20 protein-coding genes are annotated in these 23,759 nt (G+C 63.0%); 9 read left to right on the forward strand and 11 right to left on the reverse strand.

Annotated elements, in window-relative coordinates:
* Positions 1-4 precede the first annotated feature (4 nt).
* Positions 5-832: a class I SAM-dependent methyltransferase gene (locus AC3RCJ_RS03450; RefSeq protein ID WP_492956903.1), complete on the reverse strand. Its 828-nt coding sequence runs from the start codon at positions 830-832 to the stop codon at positions 5-7.
* Positions 833-918: 86 nt separating this feature from the next.
* Complete coding sequence (locus AC3RCJ_RS03455; protein WP_492956902.1) at positions 919-1,578, reverse strand: pyridoxamine 5'-phosphate oxidase family protein; 660 nt, start codon at positions 1,576-1,578, stop codon at positions 919-921.
* A 109-nt stretch (positions 1,579-1,687) separates the two neighbouring features.
* On the opposite strand from AC3RCJ_RS03455, the gene pdxR reads away from it, so the two are divergent.
* A complete protein-coding gene (gene pdxR / locus AC3RCJ_RS03460; RefSeq protein WP_492956901.1) occupies positions 1,688-3,160 on the forward strand; it encodes a MocR-like pyridoxine biosynthesis transcription factor PdxR in 1,473 nt (490 codons plus the stop codon).
* Between the two features lie 10 nt (positions 3,161-3,170).
* Here the strand turns inward: pdxR and AC3RCJ_RS03465 are convergent, their stop codons facing one another.
* The 8 genes from AC3RCJ_RS03465 to AC3RCJ_RS03500 all read right to left on the reverse strand — a co-directional run bounded on the left by AC3RCJ_RS03465 (position 3,171) and on the right by AC3RCJ_RS03500 (position 12,133).
* Entirely contained in the window at positions 3,171-3,950 is a 780-nt protein-coding gene (locus AC3RCJ_RS03465; RefSeq protein ID WP_492956900.1) for a spermine/spermidine synthase domain-containing protein, read from the reverse strand.
* 58 nt (positions 3,951-4,008) lie between these two features.
* The gene (locus tag AC3RCJ_RS03470) at positions 4,009-4,533 is read right to left on the reverse strand and encodes an FxDxF family PEP-CTERM protein (protein ID WP_492956899.1); all 525 of its coding nucleotides are present in this window, start codon (positions 4,531-4,533) and stop codon (positions 4,009-4,011) included.
* A 236-nt stretch (positions 4,534-4,769) separates the two neighbouring features.
* The gene (locus AC3RCJ_RS03475) at positions 4,770-6,128 is read right to left on the reverse strand and encodes a sensor histidine kinase (protein ID WP_492956898.1); all 1,359 of its coding nucleotides are present in this window, start codon (positions 6,126-6,128) and stop codon (positions 4,770-4,772) included.
* Positions 6,128-7,474, reverse strand: a complete 1,347-nt coding sequence (locus AC3RCJ_RS03480) for a sigma-54-dependent transcriptional regulator (RefSeq protein ID WP_492956897.1) — start codon at positions 7,472-7,474, stop codon at positions 6,128-6,130. Before AC3RCJ_RS03480 ends, AC3RCJ_RS03475 begins: the two co-directional genes overlap by 1 nt.
* 46 nt (positions 7,475-7,520) lie before the next feature.
* On the reverse strand, positions 7,521-8,756 hold the full coding sequence (locus AC3RCJ_RS03485; protein ID WP_492956896.1) for an ABC transporter permease: 1,236 nt from the start codon (positions 8,754-8,756) through the stop codon (positions 7,521-7,523).
* Positions 8,757-8,785: 29 nt separating this feature from the next.
* Positions 8,786-10,096 (reverse strand): ABC transporter permease, encoded by a 1,311-nt coding sequence (locus AC3RCJ_RS03490; RefSeq protein WP_492956895.1) that lies wholly within the window; start codon positions 10,094-10,096, stop codon positions 8,786-8,788.
* 9 nt (positions 10,097-10,105) lie between these two features.
* Entirely contained in the window at positions 10,106-10,834 is a 729-nt protein-coding gene (locus AC3RCJ_RS03495; RefSeq protein ID WP_492956894.1) for an ABC transporter ATP-binding protein, read from the reverse strand.
* A gap of 30 nt (positions 10,835-10,864) precedes the next feature.
* Positions 10,865-12,133: an efflux RND transporter periplasmic adaptor subunit gene (locus tag AC3RCJ_RS03500; protein WP_492957019.1), complete on the reverse strand. Its 1,269-nt coding sequence runs from the start codon at positions 12,131-12,133 to the stop codon at positions 10,865-10,867.
* A 261-nt stretch (positions 12,134-12,394) separates the two neighbouring features.
* On the opposite strand from AC3RCJ_RS03500, the gene AC3RCJ_RS03505 reads away from it, so the two are divergent.
* Positions 12,395-13,948: a MutS-related protein gene (locus tag AC3RCJ_RS03505; RefSeq protein WP_492965756.1), complete on the forward strand. Its 1,554-nt coding sequence runs from the start codon at positions 12,395-12,397 to the stop codon at positions 13,946-13,948.
* On the opposite strand, the gene AC3RCJ_RS03510 is transcribed toward AC3RCJ_RS03505, so the two are convergent.
* Entirely contained in the window at positions 13,949-15,886 is a 1,938-nt protein-coding gene (locus tag AC3RCJ_RS03510; RefSeq protein WP_492956892.1) for a phosphoethanolamine transferase, read from the reverse strand.
* A gap of 425 nt (positions 15,887-16,311) precedes the next feature.
* Here AC3RCJ_RS03510 and rpsL point away from each other — a divergent pair, with 425 nt between their 5' ends.
* The 7 genes from rpsL to creC all read left to right on the forward strand — a co-directional run bounded on the left by rpsL (position 16,312) and on the right by creC (position 23,692).
* On the forward strand, positions 16,312-16,695 hold the full coding sequence (gene rpsL / locus AC3RCJ_RS03515; protein ID WP_076565188.1) for a 30S ribosomal protein S12: 384 nt from the start codon (positions 16,312-16,314) through the stop codon (positions 16,693-16,695).
* A 152-nt stretch (positions 16,696-16,847) separates the two neighbouring features.
* A complete protein-coding gene (rpsG, locus tag AC3RCJ_RS03520; RefSeq protein ID WP_010394377.1) occupies positions 16,848-17,318 on the forward strand; it encodes a 30S ribosomal protein S7 in 471 nt (156 codons plus the stop codon).
* 108 nt (positions 17,319-17,426) lie between these two features.
* Positions 17,427-19,532: an elongation factor G gene (fusA, locus tag AC3RCJ_RS03525; RefSeq protein WP_492956891.1), complete on the forward strand. Its 2,106-nt coding sequence runs from the start codon at positions 17,427-17,429 to the stop codon at positions 19,530-19,532.
* Between the two features lie 72 nt (positions 19,533-19,604).
* Positions 19,605-20,795 (forward strand): elongation factor Tu, encoded by a 1,191-nt coding sequence (gene tuf / locus AC3RCJ_RS03530; RefSeq protein WP_101483553.1) that lies wholly within the window; start codon positions 19,605-19,607, stop codon positions 20,793-20,795.
* 179 nt (positions 20,796-20,974) lie between these two features.
* Complete coding sequence (gene rpsJ, locus AC3RCJ_RS03535; protein ID WP_038497056.1) at positions 20,975-21,292, forward strand: 30S ribosomal protein S10; 318 nt, start codon at positions 20,975-20,977, stop codon at positions 21,290-21,292.
* Positions 21,293-21,551: 259 nt separating this feature from the next.
* Positions 21,552-22,274, forward strand: a complete 723-nt coding sequence (gene creB / locus AC3RCJ_RS03540) for a two-component system response regulator CreB (protein WP_492956890.1) — start codon at positions 21,552-21,554, stop codon at positions 22,272-22,274.
* Positions 22,271-23,692 carry a two-component system sensor histidine kinase CreC gene (creC, locus tag AC3RCJ_RS03545; protein WP_492956889.1) on the forward strand — a complete coding sequence of 474 codons (1,422 nt, stop codon included), beginning with the start codon at positions 22,271-22,273 and terminating at the stop codon, positions 23,690-23,692. The genes creB and creC overlap by 4 nt, the downstream gene beginning before the upstream one ends.
* The last annotated feature ends 67 nt before the right edge of the window (positions 23,693-23,759 follow it).

Here is a 23,759-nt window from a genome sequence, read left to right on the forward strand (position 1 = left end):
CGGCCTACTTGACGAACTTCAAGGTCATGCGGTCGCTCTCGCCGATGGCCGTGTATCTGGCGCGGTCGACATCCTTGTTGGCATAGGTGGGCGGCAGTGCCCACACGCCGCCCTGGTGGTCGGCATGGTCTTTCGGATTGGCGTTGATGTCGGATCTGGCCGCCAATTTGAAACCTGCGCCTTCGGCCAGCTTGATCACATACGCTTCGTGCATGTAGCCGCTGCTGGCCGTGGCATCTTGCACCTTGCTGGCCGGCAGGCGGTGCTCGACGACGCCGAACACGCCGCCCGGTTTCAGGCTGTCATACACTTCCTTGAACAAGGTCTGCATGCCTGCCTCGCCGATCGGTATCCAGTTATGGATATTGCGGAAGGTGAGCACCATGTCGGCCGTGCCTTTCGGCGCGATGCGATAGGTGGCGGGCGGTGCGAAGGCGCCGATTTCCACCTTGTCGAAGGCGGCCGGATTGGCATCGAGTTTTTGCTGGAAGCGTGCGGCTCCCTTGCGCGCGCCTTCGCTGCTGGACTGCGGATCATTGCCGGCGGCAATCAGCTTGCCATGTTCGCGCAGATAGGGGGCGAGAATCTCCGTGTACCAGCCGCCGCCGGGTGCCAGTTCGACTACCGTCATGTCGGGCCGGATGCCGAAAAAGGCCAGCGTTTCATACGGGTGGCGGGCGCTGTCGCGCGTTACGTTGGCCGGCGTGCGTGCGCTGCCGGCAAGGGCCGCCTTCAGGGCCGCATCGGGCGTGCCGGCGGCCAGTGTGGCACCGCTGCCGCCGCAGGCCAGCATTGCCATCAGGGCTGTGGCCAGGGATACTCGCTTGATCATCATCTGCTCCATTCATGGGTGGGTCGATTGCTGCGCAGGTCTCCCCTGCGCATCAACGCCGATCATCGGACAAGCACGCGGGCCGGTCAAGCGGATTCAGTGCTCCATGCGGCAGCATAGGCCGGCATCTCGCTGGTGTTTTGCGCATCGGCGATGGCCGCGCCCCGGCCGTGCGTAAATGGCAGCTCGCCCGTCCAGACGACATGCGCCATGTCGCCCGCGTCGTCCAGCGGCCCGCCGCGGCGCTGCTTGACGGCGCATTCGTCGAGGGCGATGCGCAGCACGGTGGTAGCCGCGTATTCCTTCGGGCTGCCGCCGCGCACCTGGGCCAGGCGCCCCGGCGCCAGCTTGTGCATCAATGCATCCATCGCCGCATGCTGCTGGCCGATGTCGGTGATCTTTTCAAACTGTCCATAGATCATCGCCGAGCGATAGTTCATCGTGTGGTTGAAGGCGGAGCGGGCCAATACCAGGCCGTCGAGATGCGTGACCGTCACGCAGACCTCGGTGCCATGCAACAGCTGCTTGAGCATGCGGCTGCCGTTCGAGCCATGAATGTGCAGGTAGTCGCCGATGCGCCAGCAGGCGGTGGGAATGCAGTGGCTGCCCTGGTCGTCGCGGAAGGCGATATGGCACAGATAGGCGGCATCGACGATGGCGTGCAGGGTGGCCTGCTCGTAGCTGGCCAGTTCGGCGACGCGGCGCACGCGCGTACGCGCGCTGGGCGGGAGAGGGGTGGCGGTCATGGCAATACTCCTGTGGGATGAATGTACGGAGGCCGCACTATAATCGTTGACTGGCCCTGAAAAAAGATCCAGAACATACTAATATTTTAGAGCCACAAAGAGGGGGTACATGGATTACAACTTGCTGCTGGCAACGTTCGAGCGCGCGCACCACGAACGCGGCTGGCCGCGCCAGCGCCTGTTGCATGAATGCCTGCGCGCGGCCATCCGTGGCGGCCAGCTGGCGCCCGGCACCAGGCTGGCCGCCACGCGCGTGCTGGCCTCCGAACTGGGCGTGGCGCGCAATACGGTGTTATATGCATATGAGCAGCTGGCCAGCGAAGGCTTCGTCCTGCCGGACCGGCGCGGCACCGTGGTCGCCGGCAGTGCCGGCGCGGGCATGCCGCTACCGGCATCGGGCACGAGCGATGGCCTGTCGCGCCGCGCCAGGCAGCTGCGCGGCGTTGCAGGGCAGGATAGCTGCGCCACGGTGGTGCTTCCCGCCGATGCCATGGGCGCGTTTGCGCCCGGCGTGCCGGCGCTCGACGAATTCCCGCTGGCGCAGTGGCGGCGCATGCTGGACCGCGCCTGGCGCTCGCTGTCGCCGCGCCAGCTCAATTACGGCGATGCGGCCGGCGAGCCGCAGCTGCGCATGGCCATTGCCGACCATTTGCGCGCCGCCCGCGGCGTCGTCTGCGATGCGGGGCAGGTGTTCATCACGGATGGCACGCAGAGCAGCCTGGACGTGTGCCTGCGCGCATTTGCCGACCAGGGCGAGACCTTGTGGCTGGAGCACCCCGGCTATGGCGGGGCGCTGGCGGCCGGGCGCGCCGCCGGCCTGCGGGTGGTCGGCATACCCGTCGATGGCGACGGCATGGCGCCCGACGATGGCGACTGGCGCGAGACGCCGCCGCGCCTGATCTACACGACGCCATCGCACCAGTATCCGACCGGCAGCGTGCTCAGTCCAGCGCGCCGCATGGCGCTGCTCGAGCGCGCCCGCGCCACCGGTGCCCTGATCATCGAGGACGACTATGACAGCGAATTTCGCCACGGAGGTCCGCCGCTGGCGGCGATGCAGGGGCTGGTGGCCGACGCGCCCGTGATTTACCTGGGCACCTTCAGCAAGACCATGTTTCCGGCCTTGCGCATCGCCTTCATCGTGGTGCCGGCCGTGCTGGCGGCCGCATTCGGGCAGATGCAGGCGCAGGGCGCCGTGCGCGGGCGGGTGGCGGAGCAGCTGGCGCTGGCCGAATTCCTGCGCAGCGGCCTGTTTGCGCGGCATGTGCGGCGCATGCGTCGCCTGTACCGACAGCGCCGCGATGCGCTGAGCGAGGCGCTGGCGCGCCATGCGTGTGCCGGCGCCAGCGTGCACGGCGGCTCGGCCGGCATGCACCTGGCGCTGCGTTTTGACGATCCGGCATGGGATGACCAGGCACTGAGCCGGCGCGCGGCGGATGCCGGCATCGTGGCGCTGGCACTGAGCGCGCATGCGACCGGCGAGCGCGCCGGCTGGCGTGGATTCCTGCTCGGCTATGCGCAGCTGCCGGCCGATCACATGGATGGCCTGGCGCGCCGCCTGGGCGCGCTGCTGCCGGCGTGACCAGGGGAGTTTATTGCTGGTCCAGCATCCATTGCTTCAAGCCGTTGACCCAGTTCTTGGCGGGCAGATTGAACTGTTTCTTGATGATCGCGGCGCGTTCGTACAACTCGCTGAAGTCGAGCGACGGCGATTTCTTGAACGCCACCACGACGATGTTTTCATCCTCCACTTCCGGCACCCAGACGACGGCGTCGAACACCAGCTCCATCGCCTGCAGGTTCTTGTCGTAGTTGGGGAAGTCGCCAAAGACGTTGGTGCACATGATGCCGTCGTCCGTCAGGCAGTCGAAGCAGGCCTGGTAGAACTCGGGCGTGTCGAGCACGGGGCCGCGTGCCTCTTCGTCGTACAGGTCGACCTGCAGCACGTCGACGCTGGCGTGGTTGGCGCGGTCGAGCACGAAATCGAGCGCATTCATTTCGCGTACGTCGAGCCGCGCGTCATTCGGCGGCAGCGCGAACTGGGCGCCGCAGATGGCGATCACGTTCGGATTGAGTTCGATGGCCGCCACCGTGGCTTCGGGGAAGCGGCGGTAGCTGAACTTGGTCAGCGCGGCGCTGCCCAGGCCCAGCTGCACGATGCGCTTGGGTTGGGTCTTGAACAGCATCCACATCATCATCATCTGCACGTATTCGAGTTCGATGGCGTCGGGTTTGTCGAGGCGCATGGCGCCCTGCACCCACTTGGTACCCAGGTGCATGTAGCGGATGCCGCGGTGCTCGGTAATGGTGGCCGGCGGGTGGCCAGGATGGCTGAAGGCGGTGTTGCCGTTGGGGCTAAAGTCGGTCGTCATGGCGACAGTTTAGCAGCCGCCAATAAAAAAGACGCCGTGGCGTCTTTGGGAAAGGGATTCAAGATTGCTTGCGGCGCCGTGCCAGGAAGCCCAGCACGCCCAGGCCGGCCAGCAGCATGCCGTAGGTTTCCGGTTCGGGAACGGGAGCCAGGTTCAGGTTGAAGTTGCCGCCATAGCTACCGCCCTTGGTGTTGCCGATCACGGTCAGGACCAGCGGGCCGTTGAACAGGATGGTGCTGGGCGCCAGGATTTGGCCCTGGCTATAGCCGAAGGGGGTGGAGCCGCCAAAGCCCGTCAGGTTGATGCCATTGAGGTTGGCGCTGGTAAAGCTGATGGAGGAGCTGTCCGAGCCCGTGACGGACAGGTTGGCAAGGAAGGCCTGTGCGGTCGAACCGAAGCTCGCACTGGGGGTGAACGTGAAGGTATCCGTGAAGTTGCCGAGGGGACTGGGTACGGAGTTGAAGCCGCTGGTCCACAGATTGCCTGAAGTATTGACAAGGTTGACAGTGTAGGCAGCGGCGCTGGCGCTACCGATGGATGCCGCGCTCAGGACTGCCGCTACGATGAGTGATTTTAGTTTCATGTTGATCCCCGCGAAAAGACGATTAATATTCAAAAAAACCGTACCGCGTTGATAAATTATCGCCAACACTTTTTATTGTCAACGAGCTATTTTTTTATCGTCGTGCCCGCTTAAATAGTTTATGGCTACTACAAGGGCGTAAACTGTTTTCAATTGTAAAATCTAAAACACTAGTTATTGATTTTGCACAAGAAATAACATGGTATTTTGTGATCTAAAAATCGTTGCGCTGGAATCTAATTTCTCTCCGGTAAGGGAAGGATCAGCGTGACGGTCAAGCCGCCGCCATCGCGGTTGGCAAGCGTGATGCGCCCGCCATGCGCTTCGGCGATTTCGCGCGCCAGGGCCAGGCCCAGGCCGGTGCCGCTGCGTTTGGTGGAGTAGAACGGTACCAGCGCGTTTTCCAGCACGGTGCCGCTCATGCCGGGTCCGCGGTCGCGCACTTCGATGCGCACTTGCCCCTGGCCCTGGCTGACCAGCAAGCCGATATGCTGCGCTTGGGAGCCGGATTCCAGCGCATTCTTGAGCAGGTTCAGCAGCGCCTGCTGCATTTGCGCCGCGTCGAACACGGCCGCCTGCGCAGGCGGCGGGGCGTCGAGTGTGAAGATGGCTTGCGCAGCCAGGCTGTCGAGGAACGGCTGCCATGCGCAACTGGCCAGGCGTGGCGCGGGCAGCTTGGCAAAGCGGGCGTAGCCGAGGATGAACGATTCCAGGTGGCGCGTGCGCTCCTCGATGGTGGCAAGGATTTGCGGCAGGCGCCCGGTCTGTCCGCGGCGTACCAGTTCCGCGCCGGAATGGGCCAGCGAAGCGAGCGGTGCCAGCGAATTGTTCAGTTCATGGCTGATGACGCGGATGACCTTTTTCCAGGTCTGCACTTCCTGGCGGCGCAACTCCAGGGTCAGCTGGCGCAAGAGCAGCAGTTCGTGCTGGCGGCCGTTCAAACTGAAGCGTCGCCGCGCCAGGTGGTACACCTCTTCCTGCTCCCCGTCGCCGCTGGTGAACAGGCCGTCGCCCGGGCGCGCCAGCGCCTCGGCCAGCGCCACCGATGCCTGTTCCACGATGTCGGCCAGGTGCTGGCCTTCCAGGCGCCGTCCCTGGTGCAGCAACTGGCGCGCGGCCAGGTTGGCGTAGACGATGGCACGGCCCTCGGCCACCAGCAGCATGGCCACCGGCGTGTTTTGTACCATGGTGTCGAGCAGCAGTTCGCGCTGCACCAGATCCAGGCGCTGCTTGCGCAGCACGTCGCCGAGCGCATTGTGGGCCGCCACCAGGTCGGCCAGTTCATCGTTCTGCGGCCAGCGCAGGCTGAAGGCGAAGTCGCCATCCTGGTAGCTGGCGACCGTGCCGCTCAAGGCGCGAAATAGCGACAGCATCGCCTGCAGCTGGGCGCGGATGGTGATGATGGCGATCGGCAGGATGCACAGCAGGGACAGGCCCATGACCAGCCATGGCTGGCCGGGCAGGAAGTGCGCGAGCAACAGGGCGATGCCGATGCCCAGCGCGAGCAGCGTGACGATCAGCGCTGTCCAGCGCGTCAGCAAGGACAGGCGCATGCCCGGTGCTTGCGCGGGCTGGGCTCGGGCGGGCGACGGCATCAGGGGCGCGCGATGCCCAGGCGTTCCATGCGCCGGTACAGCGCCTGGCGCGACAGGCCCAGCTCCTGCGCCGCCTGCGCCACCACCCCCTGCGCACGCGCCAGCGCGGCGATCACGCTGTCGCGGTCAGGCTCCGTGGCGCTGCCGTCAGGCGCTGCGCGCGCTGTCGTCGCCAGTGGCAGTCCCAGTTCCGCCGCGTGGATCTCGCGGCCGGGCGTCAGCAGGCTGGCGCGCTGCATGACGTTTTTCAGCTCGCGCACGTTGCCGGGCCAGCCATGCGCCAGCAGGGTTGCCTGCGCCTGCGCGTCGAGCGTCTTGTCGCTGCCCAGGAAATGCCGCGCCAGCACGAGAATGTCGGCCGGGCGCCGGGCCAGCGGCGGCAGGCGCAGTTCGATCACGTTCAGGCGGTAGAACAGGTCTTCGCGGAAGGTGCCGGCGCGTATCATGGCCGGCAGGTCGGCATTGCTGGCGCTGATGACGCGCACCTTCACCTGGCGCTCGCGGTTCGAGCCGAGGCGCTCGAAGCGCCCCGTTTCCAGCACGCGCAGCAGTTTCATTTGTCCCGCCAGCGGCAGGTTGCCGATTTCGTCGAGGAACAGGGTGCCGCCGTCGGCCGCGTCGAACTTGCCATCGCGCGCGCGCGTGATGCCGGTATAGGCACCCGCCTCGGCGCCGAACAGTTCCGCCTCGATCAGCTCGACCGGCACGGCGCCGCAATTGAGCACCACGAAGGGGCCGCTGGCGACTTGCGAATTGGCTTGCACGATGGCGGCGATGCGTTCCTTGCCGCTGCCGTTCGGCCCCGAAATGAGCACGGGCACGTCGGCGCGCGCCACCTGGCAGGCCAGGTGCACCACGCGCTCGGTGGCGGGGTCTTGCCAGACCATGCCGCGCAAATCGAAGCCGTTTTCCAGCTCGTGGCGCTGGCGCTGGTCCTGCAGCACGCGCGCGCGCAGCGCGCGGTTGGCCTGTCCCAGTTCCAGCAGGTTTTGCACGCTGGCGATCAGGCGCCGGTCGTCCCATGGCTTGGCCAGGTAGTCGGCTGCGCCGGACTTGATCAGGTCGACGGCCGCGTCGAGCTGCGTCCAGGCTGTCAGCAGGATCACGGGCAGGTCGGGATGGCGCGCGCGGATGGCGTGGAACAGCGCGCCGCCTTCCTCGCCCGAGGTGGTATCGGCCGTGAAGTTCATGTCCTGGATCACCAGGTCGACAGGATGCCGCGCCAGCAGCGCCAGGCCTTCCTCGGGCGAGGCGGCGCGCAGCGCGTCGATCTCGTGCAGCGAGAACAGCACGTCGAGCGCGATGGCCACGGCGGCGTTGTCGTCAATAATCAGTACGGTAGGCATGTGCGCAGCATAACATCGTCATGCCCGCCCTGGCAGCGACAATGTGTCACGTGCTGCGCGTGGCCGTGGCCGGGGAAATGCTGGCAGCGCGCCAGGCCGGGCCATACACGGCGGTCAGGCCCAGCAGCCAGAACAGCAGCGCGCCTCCCAGCAGATAGGGCAGGGGCAGGCGGGCCATTTCCAGCTGGCTCACCAGCAGCTGGTTCAGTGCCAGGGCCAGCACCACGCCGGCAGCCACGCCCACGCTGGTGATCATGAAATTTTCTGTCAGGAAGTAGCGCAGGATGTCGACGCGCCGGGCGCCCAAGGCACGCCGCACGCCGATCTGCTTGCGCCGTTGCGTCACCCACAGGCTGGCGATGCCGACGATGCCGCTGGCTGTCACCAGCAGCAGCAGGGCCGAGACCGTGATCAGCATCCACGACATCGCGCGGTCGGCGCGGTAGCGCGTGTCGCGGTCTTCATCGAGCGTGCGCAGGCGCACGATCAGCTTGTCCGGTGTGGCTGCGCGGATGGCCTGCTCGGCTTCTTTCATCACGCGGTCGCGCTGACCGGCTTCGGCACGGATGCTCAGCAGGGTATCGCCGTCGCCCGTCAGGCGCACGGGAAACAGGATCGAATATTCGCCGCGCTCGCCCACTTCCGCACCCTGGGTCTGCAGCCGTTCGATGACGCCGACGACCTGCAATTTCTCTGCGCCTTCGCCGGTGCCCATGAACATGGGCATGCTCAGCGCGCTGCCGCCGCCAGGGTGCATTTTTTCTGCCAGCGCCCGCGTGATGATGACTTGCGGTGGTGATTCTTGTGTCACGTTCTGGTCAACTTCCGTAATTTCGGCGGGCGTAAAATCGCGCCCTTCCACCAGTTTCAAGCCCCATGTCTTGATCAGCGAGTCGGGTGTGAGATACACGGCGGCATTGGCAGAGGTGTTTTCCTGTGTGCGATTGACTGCAAAGCCGCTGCTGCTGCCATTGCGCGACAACGGCACCTGGCTCACCTGCGCTACCGAGACGACGCCCGGCACGGCGCGCGCGGCGGCGGCCAGGCGTTTTTGCAGAGCCAGTTCTTCATTGTGGCCCTGCTGGCGCAAGTTGCGCACCAGCAGGTGGAAGACATCGCTTTCTGCGGCCACACCGCTGGGGCGCGCCGCCACCTCCTGGCGCACGTTGACGATATGCAGGGCATTGGCCAGGATGGCCAGGCTCAAGGCTACCTGCACGGCAACCAGGATGGCGCCGGTTTTGCTGCGCATCAGCGCAGACAGGATGGGTCGGATTTCCATGGTGTCCTATTCGTGTGCGGAGTGTGCGGTTATTGGGATTTGAGCTGGAGGGCCGGCGTCACCTGGCAGGCGCGCCAGGTCGGCAGCAGGCCGGCCAGGATCGCCGCAGCCACCGAGATGACGAAGGTCATGGCCAGCATCACCCAGTCCATGTGCGCGGCGACGGTCAGCTGCTTCGACTGCATGCCGATCAGTGCCAGCGCGCCGAAGGACAGCAGCAGTCCCAGCACGCCGCCGGCAAGGCCGATGACGGTGGTCTCGATGAGGAACTGGCGGAAGATGTCGCTGCGCGAGGCGCCCAGCGCGCGGCGGATGCCCACTTCGGAGGCGCGCACGGAAAACTTGGCCAGCAGCAGGCCGATGGTGTTGACCAGGCACAGGGCCAGGAAGCCAAAGGCCAGCCAGGCCGACAGCTTGTTGTCGTTGCCGACCACGCGCAGGTGGGCCATCCATTCGTCGATGGTGAACAGCTGGTTGGGGGCATTGCGCTTCAGGCGGCCCAGCTTGCGCTGTTCCTGCGCATAGTTGTCGAGGTAGTTCTGCAGCTCGGCGCGCTGGCCGTCGCTGGCCATCTCGAACCAGAACTGCATCCACGTGCATTCCGAATCGAGTGTGCCCTGATAGCCAGGCTCGCGGTTGCCACTGCAGCTCATGCTGCCATTATGACTCGTCTGATGGCGTATCGCGCTGGTAAACGGGATGAAGTAACTGTCTTCGCTGCCGAAGGCGCCGCTGCCGATGATGCGGTGGATGCGCGGCACGGGCTCCCATTTGTCGAGCACACCCGTAATCTGGTACTGGAAACCCATGAGTGTCATGCGCTGGCCAACCGGGTTGCTGTCGCCGTACAGCTTTTCCGCCAGCTTGCGCGACAGGACGATGACATCGGCGCCGGCGGCATCGTCGGCCGCGCTCCAGGGCTGGCCGTACCGGAACGGCGTCTCGAACATGGGGAAGAAGTCGCGGTAAGCGGCCAGGCCCTGCGAGCTGAAGGCGCCGATGTCCTTGCGCTGCGGCTCGATGGCGCCGCCCACGCCATACATGACGCTGCGGCGTTCGCCCAGTTTGCTATTCTGGAAATTGACGGCGTCGCGGTAGCTCAGTTGGTCGTCGCCCGATTTGTTACCGGGCGTATAGCCAGAGAGGGAGCCATTGTCGACCAGCGGCACGAACATCCGGCCATTCTTGTGCGGCAGGGGATTGCCGGACATGACGTGCAGGATGGTGAGAGTGGAAATGCTGGCAGCCACGCCGATGGCCAGGGTCAGCACCATCAGCGCCGTCAGCGCCGGATTGCGGCGCAGGCTGCGCAGGCCGAGCAGGAAATAATACTGGAACATGAATACTCCTCAGGCGGTGGCGGCGTTGCTGCCGGCCTTGGCCTGGCTGCTGGCCAGCGTCGGCCCCTTGTGCACCAGGTCCGACACCTGGCCGTCGATGATGTGCACATTGCGCTGGCTGCGCAGTGCCAGCTCGGGGTCGTGGGTGACCATCAGGATGGTGGTGCCTTGCGCATTGATGTCTTCCAGCAGCTCCATCACGCCGCGCGCCATCTGCGTGTCCAGGTTGCCCGTCGGTTCATCGGCCAGCAGCAGCTTGGGCGAACCGGCCAGGGCGCGCGCGATCGCCACGCGCTGCTGCTGGCCGCCCGACAGTTCGGCCGGATAGTGCTTCATGCGCGACGCCAGTCCCACCTTGGCCAAGGCATCCTCGATGCGTTCGCGCCGCTCGGCGCTGTTGTAGCCGCGATAGCGCAGCGGCACGTCGACATTGTCGAACAGCGACAGGTCGGGGATCAGGTTGAATCCCTGGAAGATGAAGCCCAGTTTCTCGTTGCGCAGGCGCGAACGGGCATTGTCGTTCATGCCTTTCACGTTGACGCCGTCGAGGATGTATTCGCCGTCGGTGAATTCCTCGAGCAGGCCGGCGATGTTCAGGAAGCTCGTCTTGCCCGAGCCGGACGGTCCCGTGACCGTGACGAATTCACCCTGCTTGACGTGGATCTCGAAGCCGCGCAGCGCGTGCGTTTCGATCATGTGGGTGCGGTAGACTTTGTTCAGGTTTTGCATGCGCAGCATGGCGTGCCTCTTTCTGGGATGGGATGCGGTTTATGGATTGATGGAGACGCGGGCCGCGTTTTCAAACGCTTCCGTGCCGGCGACGACGACCTTGTCGCCCAGCTTCAGGCCATCGACGATTTCCACGGCCGAGACACTGGTGGCACCCATCTTGATCGGGGTGCGGATGGCCACGCCGTCGCGCACGATGTAGGCGAAGCGGCCGCCTTCGGCTTCGACGAAAGGGCCGCGCGCCAGCATCAGCACGTTCGGTTTTTCGTCGATCAGCAGGCGCGCCGTGACGCGCTGGTTCTGGCGCAGGCCGGCCGGCTGTTCGCCATTGAAGCGCACGCGCGCCAGCACCTGGTTTTTGACCACTTCGGGCGACAGGGCCGAAAGCTTGCCCGTCGCCTTGATGGCGCCCGTTTCGATTTCCGCGCTCATGCCCAGGCCGATATCGGCCACATAGGTTTCCGGCACTTCCAGCTCCACTTCCAGCTGCGACAGGTCGACCAGGGTCATCAGCGCCGTATTGGCTTGCACCACGCTGCGGTTGGCCACCGACAGGGTGCCGATGAAGCCATTCACGGGCGCGCGCACGGTCAGTTCGTCGACGCGGCGTTGGGCATTGTCGCGCACGAGGCGCTGGCGTTCCAGCTCATTGACCTTGGTCTTCAGCGCCAGGGTCACGTCTTCGCCTTCCAGTCCCGCCGCCTGCGAGGCGTGCTTGCTGCGGATCTCGGCCGAGTTGAGCGCATCCTTGGCCTTCTGGTAATCGATCTTGGCGATGATGCCCACCTGCGCCACGCTTTCGTAGCGTTCCAGCGTGCGCTGCGCGGACAGGCGCTCGATTTCCGCCGTGTCGGCTTCGCGCCGCGCCAGCAGTTTCTGCTTCTTGGCCAGGATCTGCTGGCGCGCCACTTCCGCTTCCAGCTGCTGCACGCTCGACTGTTCGCGTTTCAGCGCATCGGACAGGTCGGGCGATTCCAGCACCGCCAGGATGTCGCCTTTTTTGACCGTGTCGCCCGCCTTCGCCTTCAGGGTCACGGTGGCTACCGTGGTCGAATACAGGGTGGGACTGATGGCCGCCACCACGCGTCCGTTGACGGCGGCGTCGCGGATCAGGGTGCCGCGCGTGACGTCGGCGATGCGCAGGCGGCTGGCATTGACGGAATGTTCGCTATTGCGCCAGCCGGAGAACACGGCGACGGCGCCGCCGATGACGATGACGGCGCCCGCCAGCAGCAGGGCACGTTTCTTGTGGCGCTGGCCCGGTGGCGCGCTCACTACGGCATCTTGGGAAGAGGTATCGCGGATCATGGTGGACATTTCGTGGACAATACTCTTTTGTATGCAGATTCCGTGCCAGAATCAAGGCATTGATTTGTAAAGGAAAAATGCAATGTGTCCGGCTGTCCGCCGTGTCCGCGCCGTCCAGCGGGCGTCCGCGCACGCATTGATCTTGATAATCTGATAATCGACCTGATCTGTGCCTGGCAGTGATGGCGCGCGGCGCCATGCTGGTCACCTTTCTGGAGCATGATGCCTGCCTCGCCCCCCAAGCCGTCCCCGTTGGCCAGTGTGAAACGCTGGCTGCGCCAGTTCGCCAGCCTGCCCGAGCCGGCCGAATTCGATTATCCGTTTGCCCGCAGCGACATCGCCATGCTGCAGCAGGTCGAGGGCGGCCTGCAGCAACTCGATGGCCAGACCTGGAACGAGATGCTGCTCGATGACTACCATGCGCAGCTTGCCGCGCAGACCAGCATTGTTGGTCAGCAGCGCCTGCATCAGCGTCTGGCGAGCGGCACGGCAGATGTCGCTTCACGCGCGCGCATCGCGGCCCTGCTGGCGGCGCCGCAACAGCAGGCCGTGCTCGAGCAAGCCATGCGGCCCCTGCGCACGGCCGACATGGAAGTGGCGGCGCTGCTGTGTGGCACGGCACCGGCGGCGGTGCCGTGGTGGAGCCGCTGGCTGCTGCTGCCCACCCTGGTGCTGCTGGTGTCGCTGCTGGCCGCATGGCTGGTCGCGCCGCTGGCATGGGCCGTCGTGGTGCCTGTCTGGCTCTTCCTGATGGCGCTGCAGATGCGCTTTCATGAACACTGCAAGCCGTGGGAGCGCGCCGTCTTCACCTTGCAGCGCATATTGCTCGTGCATGGCGGCCTGGCCGCGCTCGACTCGCCCTTCACGGCGCAGTTGCGCGACAGTGGCGGCGCGGCAGGCGCGATCAACCGTCAGATCACGCCGCTGCGCTGGATCAAGATGATTCCCTTGTTGAGCGAGTATGACGACTGGCTCATGCTGGGCAATATCCGTCGCTATTTTCACAGCCTGCGCGTGGTGCGGCGCGAGCGCGCCTTCCTGCGCCAGAGCTTCCTGCTGCTGGCCGACCTGGAAGCGGACCTGGCCCTGGCGCGCCACCTGCGCGGCCGCGCGCAGTTCTGCTGGGCGCAGGAAGCCGGCACGCGGCAATTGTCGTTCGAGGCCATGGTGCATCCGCTGCTGGGCGGCGCCGTGCCGCTGTCGCTGCGCCTCGATGGCCGCGGCGCCTTTATCTCGGGGCAGAATGCGATCGGCAAGAGCACCTTGCTGCGCGGCGTGGGACTGAACCTGATCAGTGCGCGCGCCTTCGGCTTTTGCTATGCGCAGGCGGCCCGCGTAGCGTCGCTGCCCCTGTATTCGAGCATGCAGAACGAGGATACGCTCGATGGCGGCGAAAGTTTATATATCGCCGAACTGCGGCGCGCGCGGGAATTGCTGGCGCTGGCCGAGGAGGGCGCACCGGCGCTGTTCCTGATCGACGAGATTTTCCGCGGCACCAACCACCTCGAGTCGGTGGCGGCGGCCGCCGCCGTGCTGCATACGCTGGCCGCGCGCCACCTGGTGATCGTCTCGTCGCACAACCTGGTGCTGGGGCCGTTGCTGGAAGACTGTCTGGCGCCCTGGTGCGTGCGCCGCGATGACGCCGGTGTGCTGCTGCTGGCCCCTGGCGTGCTGCAGGCCACCAACGGCATCGCCCTGCTGGCGCAACGGGGCTTCGGCAGCGCCATCGAGGCGAAGGCGGGACAGGTCTTCGACTGGCTCAGCACGCACATGGCGCAACCGGCCGAGTGCGCGGGCGTGCTGGCGCGCGACTGACTATTTGTCCTGCTTCTCCGGCGTGCTCTTGTCGATCACTTCGCGGCAATCGCCACGGATGATGGCGTTGTCGTAGTTGGTCCAGCCGTAGCTGTCGACATAGCGCTTGTGCTGCTTGAAGCGGGGGCTGGCGATGCTCCACTCGGGCTGTTCGCCGGCGAAGCGGATGTCGCCCAGGTCGAGCAGGGTGTGGAACATGTTTTCCGTCGACAGCCGCGCTTTGCGATGGCGCTGCAGCTGCGTCACCTTGTCCGGATAGCGTTGCTGGAATTGCGGCGAGTACCAGACGAAGGCCGGCACATGGAATTCATACTGCGTGTTATGCCCGTGGAAGGCCAGGCGGCAGCTGCCGTCGTACAGGGTCTGGCCATGGTCGGCCACGTAGACGAGCGAGCTGCGCAGGGCGGTGCGCTGGCCGTCGTCCTTCAGCATGCCGATCACGCTGGACAGGAACCAGTCCGTGTACAGGATGGAGCTGTCGTAGCTGTTGTTCAGTTGCGGCTTGATGGCCGTGTCCGTGTAGACGGGCTTGTCGACGCCGAACAGCGACGGCTGCCATTTGTCAAACGCCTTCGGATAGCGCTGGCTGTAGTTCCAGTGGCTGCCCAGCGTGTGCAGCACGATGAGTTTTTTTGGCGCCGGGTCGGCCAGCGCGTTCTTGAGCGGGTCGAACAGGATCTGGTCGAAGTTCGAGCTGTTGGTAAAGCCGCCCAGGTTCAGGAACTGCACCACGTCCGCTTCCTTGGCGAACACGGAGACGGGCGTGTCGAACTGGCCGAACGAGATCTGGTTCGACAGCCAGTAGGTCTTGAAGCCCGCCTCCTTGTAGGCGGTGAGGAAGGATTTCTCCGAAAAGCCGTCCTTCAGGCTTTGCGTGGCCGGCTTGCGCGAAATGATGACGGGCACCGACAGGCGCGTGGCGGAAACGGCCGTGATGACGTCGGCCAGCGGCACCAGGTTGCCCTCCTGTTTCAGCAGGGGATTGGTGTCGCGCTCGTAGCCGTTCAGGCTCCAGCGGTCGTAGCGCGACGATTCGCCGATCACCATCACCACCACTTCCGGATGGGGGTCGGGATCCTGCTGGTGGGCGCCGAAGCGGAAGCTGCTGCTTTTCTGCCCCAGTTCGGCCAGGTATTTGCGTTCCTTGTAAAAATCGAGACCGCGCGCCATCAGGCCGAACGGCCAGGAATTGCTGACCGTATCGAATTCGTAGGGCAGGCGCGCCCAGTGGGGCAGGCTGGGCCAGCCCAGGCCCGTTTCGTCGGCGCCGGCGATGCTGGCGTTTTCGGGCTTGCTGCTGTCTTCGTCCTCGTCTTCCGCGTCCTCACCGGCGGAGCCGGCGTCGCCAAAGCCGGAGGCGCCCGGCTTGCCGGCGCCGTGGCTGGGGCCGGACGCACTGGCGGCCATGGCAGGCGCGGCCCCGCCGTGATGCACCTTGGCGGCGAAGCCGAATTCATGGCCATACAGCCAGAAGGCGCCCAGCAGGAGCAGCAGCACAAAGGCGGCGGGGCGCGCCTTGCCGCGCCAGTCGAGGTCGCGCGTGCGCAGGGCTGCATGCCAGCTGAGCAGGCACCAGGCAATCACGCCCAGCATCACGGCACCCATCAGCCATACTTTTTGCCCGAGGAATTCCATGGCTTCCTTGGGGCTGGTTTCGAAGATGATGCCCAGGTGGTGCGTGGAGATGCCCTGTCCATAGAAGATGAACAGGTAGATTTCCGTCGGCAGGGCCAGGAAGGCGGGCAGCAGCAGCCAGTGGAAATATGCGGGGCGCTTGAAGACGCTCCAGACGGCCAGCCAGGCCAGCAGTTCAAAGCTGAGCATCTGCCATGGGTGCTCGAGCGGACGGCCCAGCAGCGCGGGGATGAAGGGCACGGCCGTCAGCAAGGCATAGGTCAGCAGCAGGAACAGGTTGGCAGGGCGAAGCAAGGGGCGCATAAGGGAGGGCAACGAAAAATGTCCGCTATTATCAGTCCTTTTGTCATCTTGCGGTCATACAAGAACCATCGCGGCGCAGCCTGTGCGATGGGATAAAAATATCTAATTGTCAAGTGTGGCGACAGGCTGGCGCGCGGACCGTGCCCATTAAAATTAGTCAAAATGCCACAAATGAGGGCATTTTTTGCCTTTTTTTATAGCAAAAAGCCGTAAACTGATTGACCCCCTGTAACACAAGGTCTAAACTAGCGAGTTCTCGATTTTATTCTGCACATCGTTTACGTGTTACTTGGCATTTCACAGCCGCTCCTCATCGAGTGGCTGCGGGCGCCTGCGGTGCGCAGCAGATAAAAGCGGGACGAGGTTTTAGTCGCCGGGCATCTTGCCCGGGTTATTAATCGTATTTTTTTGTTGGATTTATAACGATGCCAACCATCAATCAGTTGATTCGCCAGCCGCGTGTTTCGGTACGCGTCAAGAGCAAATCGCCGGCGCTGGAAAACAGCCCGCAAAAACGTGGCGTCTGCACACGTGTTTACACCACGACTCCAAAGAAGCCTAACTCGGCTCTGCGTAAAGTCGCTAAAGTTCGCCTGACCAATGGTTTCGAAGTCATTTCGTACATTGGCGGTGAAGGCCATAACCTGCAAGAGCATAGTGTTGTGCTGTTGCGCGGCGGCCGCGTCAAGGATTTGCCGGGTGTGCGTTACCACATGGTTCGCGGTGCCCTGGATACCCAAGGCGTTAAAGACCGTAAGCAATCGCGTTCGAAGTACGGTACCAAGCGCGCTAAAGCAGGCAAGAAGTAATAAGTTGTACGCAGCAAACCCAAGTTTCGCTCAGTGGCAACTAGCTAAGTGAATGTAGTCGACCGCATCTGGTCGAGTAAGTGGAGGACTATGATGGTCGTCCGCGAGTGTGCGAAGAACGCGCGCTCAACTGAAGATTGAAAGGAATTGATATGCCACGTCGTCGTGAAGTACCCAAGCGCGAAATTTTGCCAGATCCAAAATTCGGCAACACTGATGTCGCTAAATTTGTAAACGTGCTGATGCTGTCCGGTAAGAAATCGGTTGCAGAAAACATCATCTACGGTGCTTTCGAGCACATCGCAGCAAAATCGGGCAAAGATCCGCTCGAAGTTTTTGCTACCGCAATCAACAACGCCAAACCGCTGGTTGAGGTGAAATCCCGTCGCGTCGGTGGTGCAAACTACCAGGTGCCGGTCGAAGTTCGCCCAGTCCGTCGTATGGCCCTGTCCATGCGTTGGTTGCGTGAAGCTGCTAACAAGCGCAGCGAAAAATCGATGCCACAACGCCTCGGCGGTGAGCTGATGGAAGCGGCTGAAAGCCGCGGCGGCGCGATGAAAAAACGCGACGAAGTCCATCGTATGGCTGAAGCGAACAAAGCGTTCTCGCATTTCCGCTTCTAATATAAAGCCAGCTACCGCAAGGCGGCTGTCAAGCATCTGTTGTTCGAGGCCGGGCTCATTTTTGCAAAAAAATGCTGCTCGGTTTTGTCCATTCATTTAGGATTAATTATGGCCCGCAAGACCCCCATTGAGCGCTACCGCAATATCGGTATCTCCGCTCACATCGATGCAGGTAAGACGACCACGACCGAGCGCGTCCTGTTCTACACAGGCGTGAACCACAAGCTGGGCGAAGTCCATGATGGCGCTGCCACCACCGACTGGATGGCACAGGAGCAAGAGCGCGGTATCACGATTACCTCGGCTGCTGTTACGTGCTTCTGGAAAGGCATGGCAAACAACTTCCCAGCTCACCACATCAACATCATCGACACCCCGGGCCACGTTGACTTCACCATTGAAGTGGAACGTTCGATGCGCGTGTTGGATGGCGCCTGCATGGTTTACTGTGCAGTCGGCGGCGTGCAGCCACAATCGGAAACGGTATGGCGTCAGGCTAACAAGTACAAAGTGCCACGTCTGGCCTTCGTGAACAAGATGGACCGTACCGGCGCCAACTTCTTCAAGGTCTACGATCAGATGCGTTCGCGTCTGAAAGCCAACCCAGTCCCTATTCAGATGCCTATCGGCGCTGAAGATGTCTTCACCGGTGTTATCGATCTGGTCAAGATGAAAGCGGTCATCTGGGACGACGCTTCGCAAGGCATGAAGTTTGAATACGGCGACATTCCAGCGAACCTGGCAGCTGAAGCTGCCAAGTGGCGCGAGAACATGGTTGAAGCCGCTGCTGAAGCGTCGGAAGAGCTGATGAACAAGTACCTGGAAGAAGGCGACCTGTCGGAAGCCGAGATCAAGGCTGCTCTGCGTCAGCGTACCATCGCCAGCGAAATCGTTCCAATGCTGTGCGGTACCGCCTTTAAAAACAAGGGCGTACAGGCAATGTTGGACGCGGTGATCGAGTACCTGCCATCGCCAATCGACATTCCACCAGTACCTGGTCTGGACGAGGACGAGCAGCCTGTCGAGCGTAAAGCTGACGACAACGAGAAATTCTCGGCGCTGGCGTTCAAGATCGCAACCGATCCGTTCGTGGGTCAGTTGTGCTTCATCCGTTGCTACTCGGGTACCCTGAATTCGGGCGACTCGGTATTGAACTCCGTGAAGCAGAAGAAAGAGCGTATTGGCCGTATCGTGCAGATGCAAGCCAATGAACGCGAAGAAATCAAGGAAATGCGCGCTGGCGACATCGCCGCGGTCGTGGGTCTGAAAGACACCACCACTGGCGATACGCTTTGCGACGACAAGGCAAGCGTGGTTCTGGAGCGCATGGTCTTCCCTGAGCCGGTGATTTCGCAAGCGGTTGAGCCAAAAACCAAGGCCGACCAGGAAAAAATGGGCCTGGCGCTGAACCGTCTGGCAGCAGAAGATCCATCGTTCCGCGTGCGTACCGATGAAGAATCGGGCCAGACCATCATCGCCGGTATGGGCGAGTTGCATCTGGACATCATCGTGGATCGCATGAAGCGCGAATTCAACGTTGAAGCGACCGTCGGCAAGCCACAAGTGGCTTACCGCGAAACGATCCGTAAAGTGTGCGAAGAGTCGGAAGGCAAATTCGTCAAGCAATCGGGTGGTCGTGGTCAATACGGTCACGTGGTTCTGAAGATCGAGCCGCAAGAACCAGGCAAGGGCTTCGAATTCGTTGACGCGATCAAGGGCGGTACCGTGCCTCGCGAATACATCCCTGCAGTTGAAAAAGGTGTGCGCGACACGCTGACTTCGGGCGTGATGGCTGGCTACCCAGTTGTTGACGTAAAAGTTACGCTGTTCTTCGGTTCGTACCATGATGTTGACTCGAACGAAAATGCATTCCGCATGGCCGCTTCGATGGCATTCAAAGATGGCTGCCGCAAAGCGTCGCCAGTCATCCTGGAGCCGATGATGGCCGTGGAAGTGGAAACGCCGGAAGACTACGCCGGTACCGTGATGGGCGATCTGTCGTCGCGTCGCGGCATGGTACAAGGCATGGATGAAATTGCTGGCGGTGGCGGCAAGATCATCAAGGCCGAAGTGCCTCTGTCGGAAATGTTCGGCTACGCCACATCGTTGCGTTCCGCAACGCAAGGCCGTGCGACTTACACGATGGAATTCAAGCACTATGCTGAAGCACCTAAGCATGTGACTGAAGCAATCGTAAGCTCGAAAGCTAAGTAATAGAAGTTCCGGGCCGGCTTTCACGAGAATGCCGGTCCCTACATTTAAATCATTGTTCTAAGGAAGAATAAAATGGCAAAAGGTAAATTCGAACGGACCAAGCCGCACGTCAACGTCGGCACCATCGGCCACGTCGACCACGGTAAAACCACGCTGACCGCTGCAATCGCAACGGTTCTGTCGAAAAAATTCGGCGGCGAAGCCAAAGCATACGACCAGATCGATGCGGCACCAGAAGAAAAAGCGCGCGGTATCACGATCAACACCGCCCACGTCGAGTACGAAACGGCTACCCGCCACTACGCTCACGTTGACTGCCCAGGCCACGCCGACTACATCAAGAACATGATTACCGGTGCCGCGCAGATGGACGGCGCGATCCTGGTGTGCTCCGCAGCTGACGGCCCAATGCCACAGACGCGCGAACACATCCTGCTGGCCCGCCAAGTTGGCGTTCCATACATCATCGTGTTCCTGAACAAGTGCGACCTGGTCGACGACGCAGAGCTGCTGGAACTGGTTGAAATGGAAGTGCGCGAGCTGTTGTCGAAGTACGAATTCCCAGGCGACGACCTGCCTATCATCAAAGGTTCGGCACGTATGGCGCTGGAAGGCAAAGAAGGCGAAATGGGCGTGGACGCAGTGCTGCGTCTGGCCGATGCGCTGGATGCTTACATCCCGACGCCAGAGCGCGCAGTTGACGGTGCGTTCCTGATGCCAGTGGAAGACGTGTTCTCGATCTCGGGTCGCGGTACCGTTGTGACCGGTCGTATCGAGCGCGGCATTGTCAAAGTCGGCGAAGAGATCGAAATCGTCGGTATCACCGATACCGTCAAAACGACTTGCACCGGCGTGGAAATGTTCCGCAAGCTGCTGGACCAAGGTCAAGCAGGCGACAACGTTGGTCTGCTGCTGCGCGGCACCAAGCGTGAAGACGTGCAACGTGGTCAGGTTCTGGCCAAGCCAGGTTCGATCAAGCCGCATGCGCACTTCACCGGCGAGATCTATGTGCTGTCGAAAGACGAAGGCGGCCGTCATACGCCATTCTTCAACAACTATCGTCCACAGTTCTACTTCCGTACGACGGACGTGACTGGTTCGATCGAGTTGCCAGCAGACAAAGAAATGGTCATGCCAGGCGATAACGTGTCGATCACCGTCAAGCTGATCAACCCGATCGCGATGGAAGAAGGCCTGCGCTTCGCTATCCGTGAAGGCGGCCGTACCGTCGGCGCCGGCGTGGTTGCCAAAATCCTGGCTTAATTCTTAAGCCTGCATAAAGGAGGAAGCGTCGTCGCCCGGCGCCCCTCTTTTTATTCAACTGCCGGGGTTGGCAAGCATTTTGGTGCTATCATGTCGACCCTGACGGTTGTTGCGTCAGAAATTCCCGTGTTACCTCATTGCCGTGCAGATTGCGCGGTTCGTTCTTTTAAGGAAATACCATGTCGACACCAAACCAAAAAATCCGTATCCGCCTGAAGGCTTTCGATTACAAACTGATCGACCAGTCCGCTCTGGAAATCGTTGAAACCGCGAAGCGTACCGGCGCTGTCGTCAAAGGCCCAGTACCACTGCCTACCCGTATTCAGCGTTTCGATGTGCTGCGTTCCCCGCACGTCAACAAAACTTCGCGCGATCAGTTCGAGATCCGCACGCACCAACGCCTGATGGACATCGTTGACCCAACGGACAAAACCGTTGACGCGCTGATGAAGCTGGACCTGCCAGCTGGTGTTGATGTCGAAATCAAACTGCAATAAGATTTTCTCGCGCTACCCAGCAGGGTGGCGCCCGCCGGCGCGGTGATCCGTGCCAGGCCGTCAGGGCCGGTTCCATCATCGATGGCACCGGCCCTGATTGCATTCGGGGCGACGGTGTTGCCGCAGCCGTCTGGCGGCAACACGATTGCGGCGCCCTGTCCGCCTGGGGGCTTTCCCGCGATGCGGGAGTGCGCGCGATTGACGGCGCTTGCCCGCTTCGTGGATACTCCGGGTCTCTCCTTCACCGCGGCGCTCACGCATGTCCAAGACCATCCTGATCGTGGAAGATGAACAGGCGATCGCCGACAGCATCGCCTATGCCTTGCGTACGGACGGCTTTGCGCCGCGCCATGTGATGCTGGGCGAGCAGGCGCTGGCCGCGCTGCGCCCGGATGTCGGCGCCGCGGCGCCTATGCCCGTGCTGGTGGTGCTCGACGTGGGCTTGCCCGACATGAGCGGCCTGGAAGTGTGCCGTCGCCTGCGCCAGTTTTCCGACGTGCCGGTGATCTTCCTGACGGCCCGCAGCGACGAGATCGACCGCATCGTGGGCCTGGAAATCGGCGCCGACGATTACGTCACCAAGCCGTTTTCGCCGCGCGAACTGGTGGCGCGCATCCGCGTGATCCTGCGCCGCGCAGGCGGCACGCAGGCGCCGCGCGAGGCTGGCATGGCGATAGCCGCCCGCGCCGCGCCCGCGCGCTTCGAATTGCGCGCGCTGGAAGCGAAGGTGCTGTTCCATGGCCAGCCGCTGGACCTGACCCGTTACGAATACCTGTTGCTGAAAACGCTGCTCGAGCATCCCGGCCACGTGCTGTCGCGCGCGCAGCTGATGGAACGGGTGTGGAGCGGCGCGCCAGACACGCTCGAGCGCACCGTCGATGCGCACGTCAAATCGCTGCGCGCCAAGCTGCGCGCCATCGATGCGCAGCTCGACCCCATCCAGACTCACCGTGGCCTCGGCTACAGCCTGGCCAGCGCATGAGAATCGGCCTGCGCATCCTGCTCGGTTACTTCCTGGTCGTCGGCCTGGCCGCGTGGTTCCTGCTCAACGTCTTCATGGAGCAGGTCAAGCCGGGCGTGCGCTCGACGCTGGAAGACACCCTGGTCGACACCTCGCAACTGCTGGCCAGCCTGGTGGCGCCTGACATGCGGGCGGGCACCTTGCCGCAGTCGCCGGTGCTCGAGCGCATGCAGGACTATGCGCGGCACGGCGTGGATATCAACATCAATGGCGTGCGCAAGCAGACCCTCGATTACCGCATCTATATCACGGACCGGCGCGGTATGGTGTTGTTCGATTCCAGCGGGCGTGACGTGGGCCGCGACTACTCGCGCTGGAACGACGTCTACCTGACCCTGCAGGGCCGGTATGGCGCGCGCAGCACACGCAGCCGCCCCGATGACGAGATGTCGACGGTGATGCACGTGGCCGCGCCTATCCGCGACGGCAACGCGGTGATCGGCGTGCTGACGGTGGCCAAGCCGAATGCCAGCGTGCAGGCGTTCGTCGAGCGCAGCCAGCGCAAGATCCTGCAGCGCGGCGCCGTGCTGTTGCTGCTGTCGCTGCTGATCGGCCTGGCGTTCGCCTGGTGGCTGCACCATGCGCTTGGCAAGCTGATGCGCTATATCGGCGAGGTCGAGGCGGGGCGCAAGGTGGCGCTGCCGGCGCTGGGCAGGAATGAATTCGGCACCCTGGGGCGTGCGCTGGAAGCGATGCGCATCCGCCTCGAAGGCAAGGAGTATGTGGAGCAGCTGATGCACACGCTCGCGCATGAATTGAAAAGTCCGATCGCCGCCATCCAGGCCTCGGCCGAACTGCTGCAGGAAGACATGCCTGCGGCCGAGCGGCACCAGTTCCTTGGCAGCATCCTCGAGCAGAATGCGCGTCAGCGGCAGCTGATCGACAAGCTGCTGGCCCTGGTGCGCGTGGAAAAGCAGCAGCGACTCGATCATCCGGAGCGTATCGCGCTGGCGCCGCTGCTGGCGCAAGTGGCGCAGGATGCGGCCGCCACGCTGGCCGCGCGCGGCGTGCAGTTGCAGTTGCGCGCGGACGACGCCGAAGTGCAGGGCGATGCCTTGCTGCTGCGCCAGGCGCTGGGCAACCTGCTCGACAACGCGGCCGGTTTCGCGCCGCCGGGCAGCTGTATCGACCTGCGGGCGCAACGCCGTGCTGCGCAGGTGGAGATCAGCGTGCGCGACCGGGGCGAGGGGATACCGGCGTATGCGCAGGAACGCGTCTTCGAGCGCTTTTACTCGCTGCCGCGCCCCGCATCCGGCAAAAGCACGGGCCTGGGCCTGCCGTTCGTGCGCGAGGTGGCCTCGCTGCACGGTGGTACGGCCGAGGTCTTTAATCATCGCGATGGCGGCGCCTGCGCCCGCCTGTGTCTGCCGCTGGCGTAGCGTGCATTTTTTCCAGACTTCACACGCAGCGCATACTCAGCGCACATGATTTTTCTACACTGGCATC

This window comes from Janthinobacterium sp. GW822-FHT07H11, from assembly GCF_058798615.1.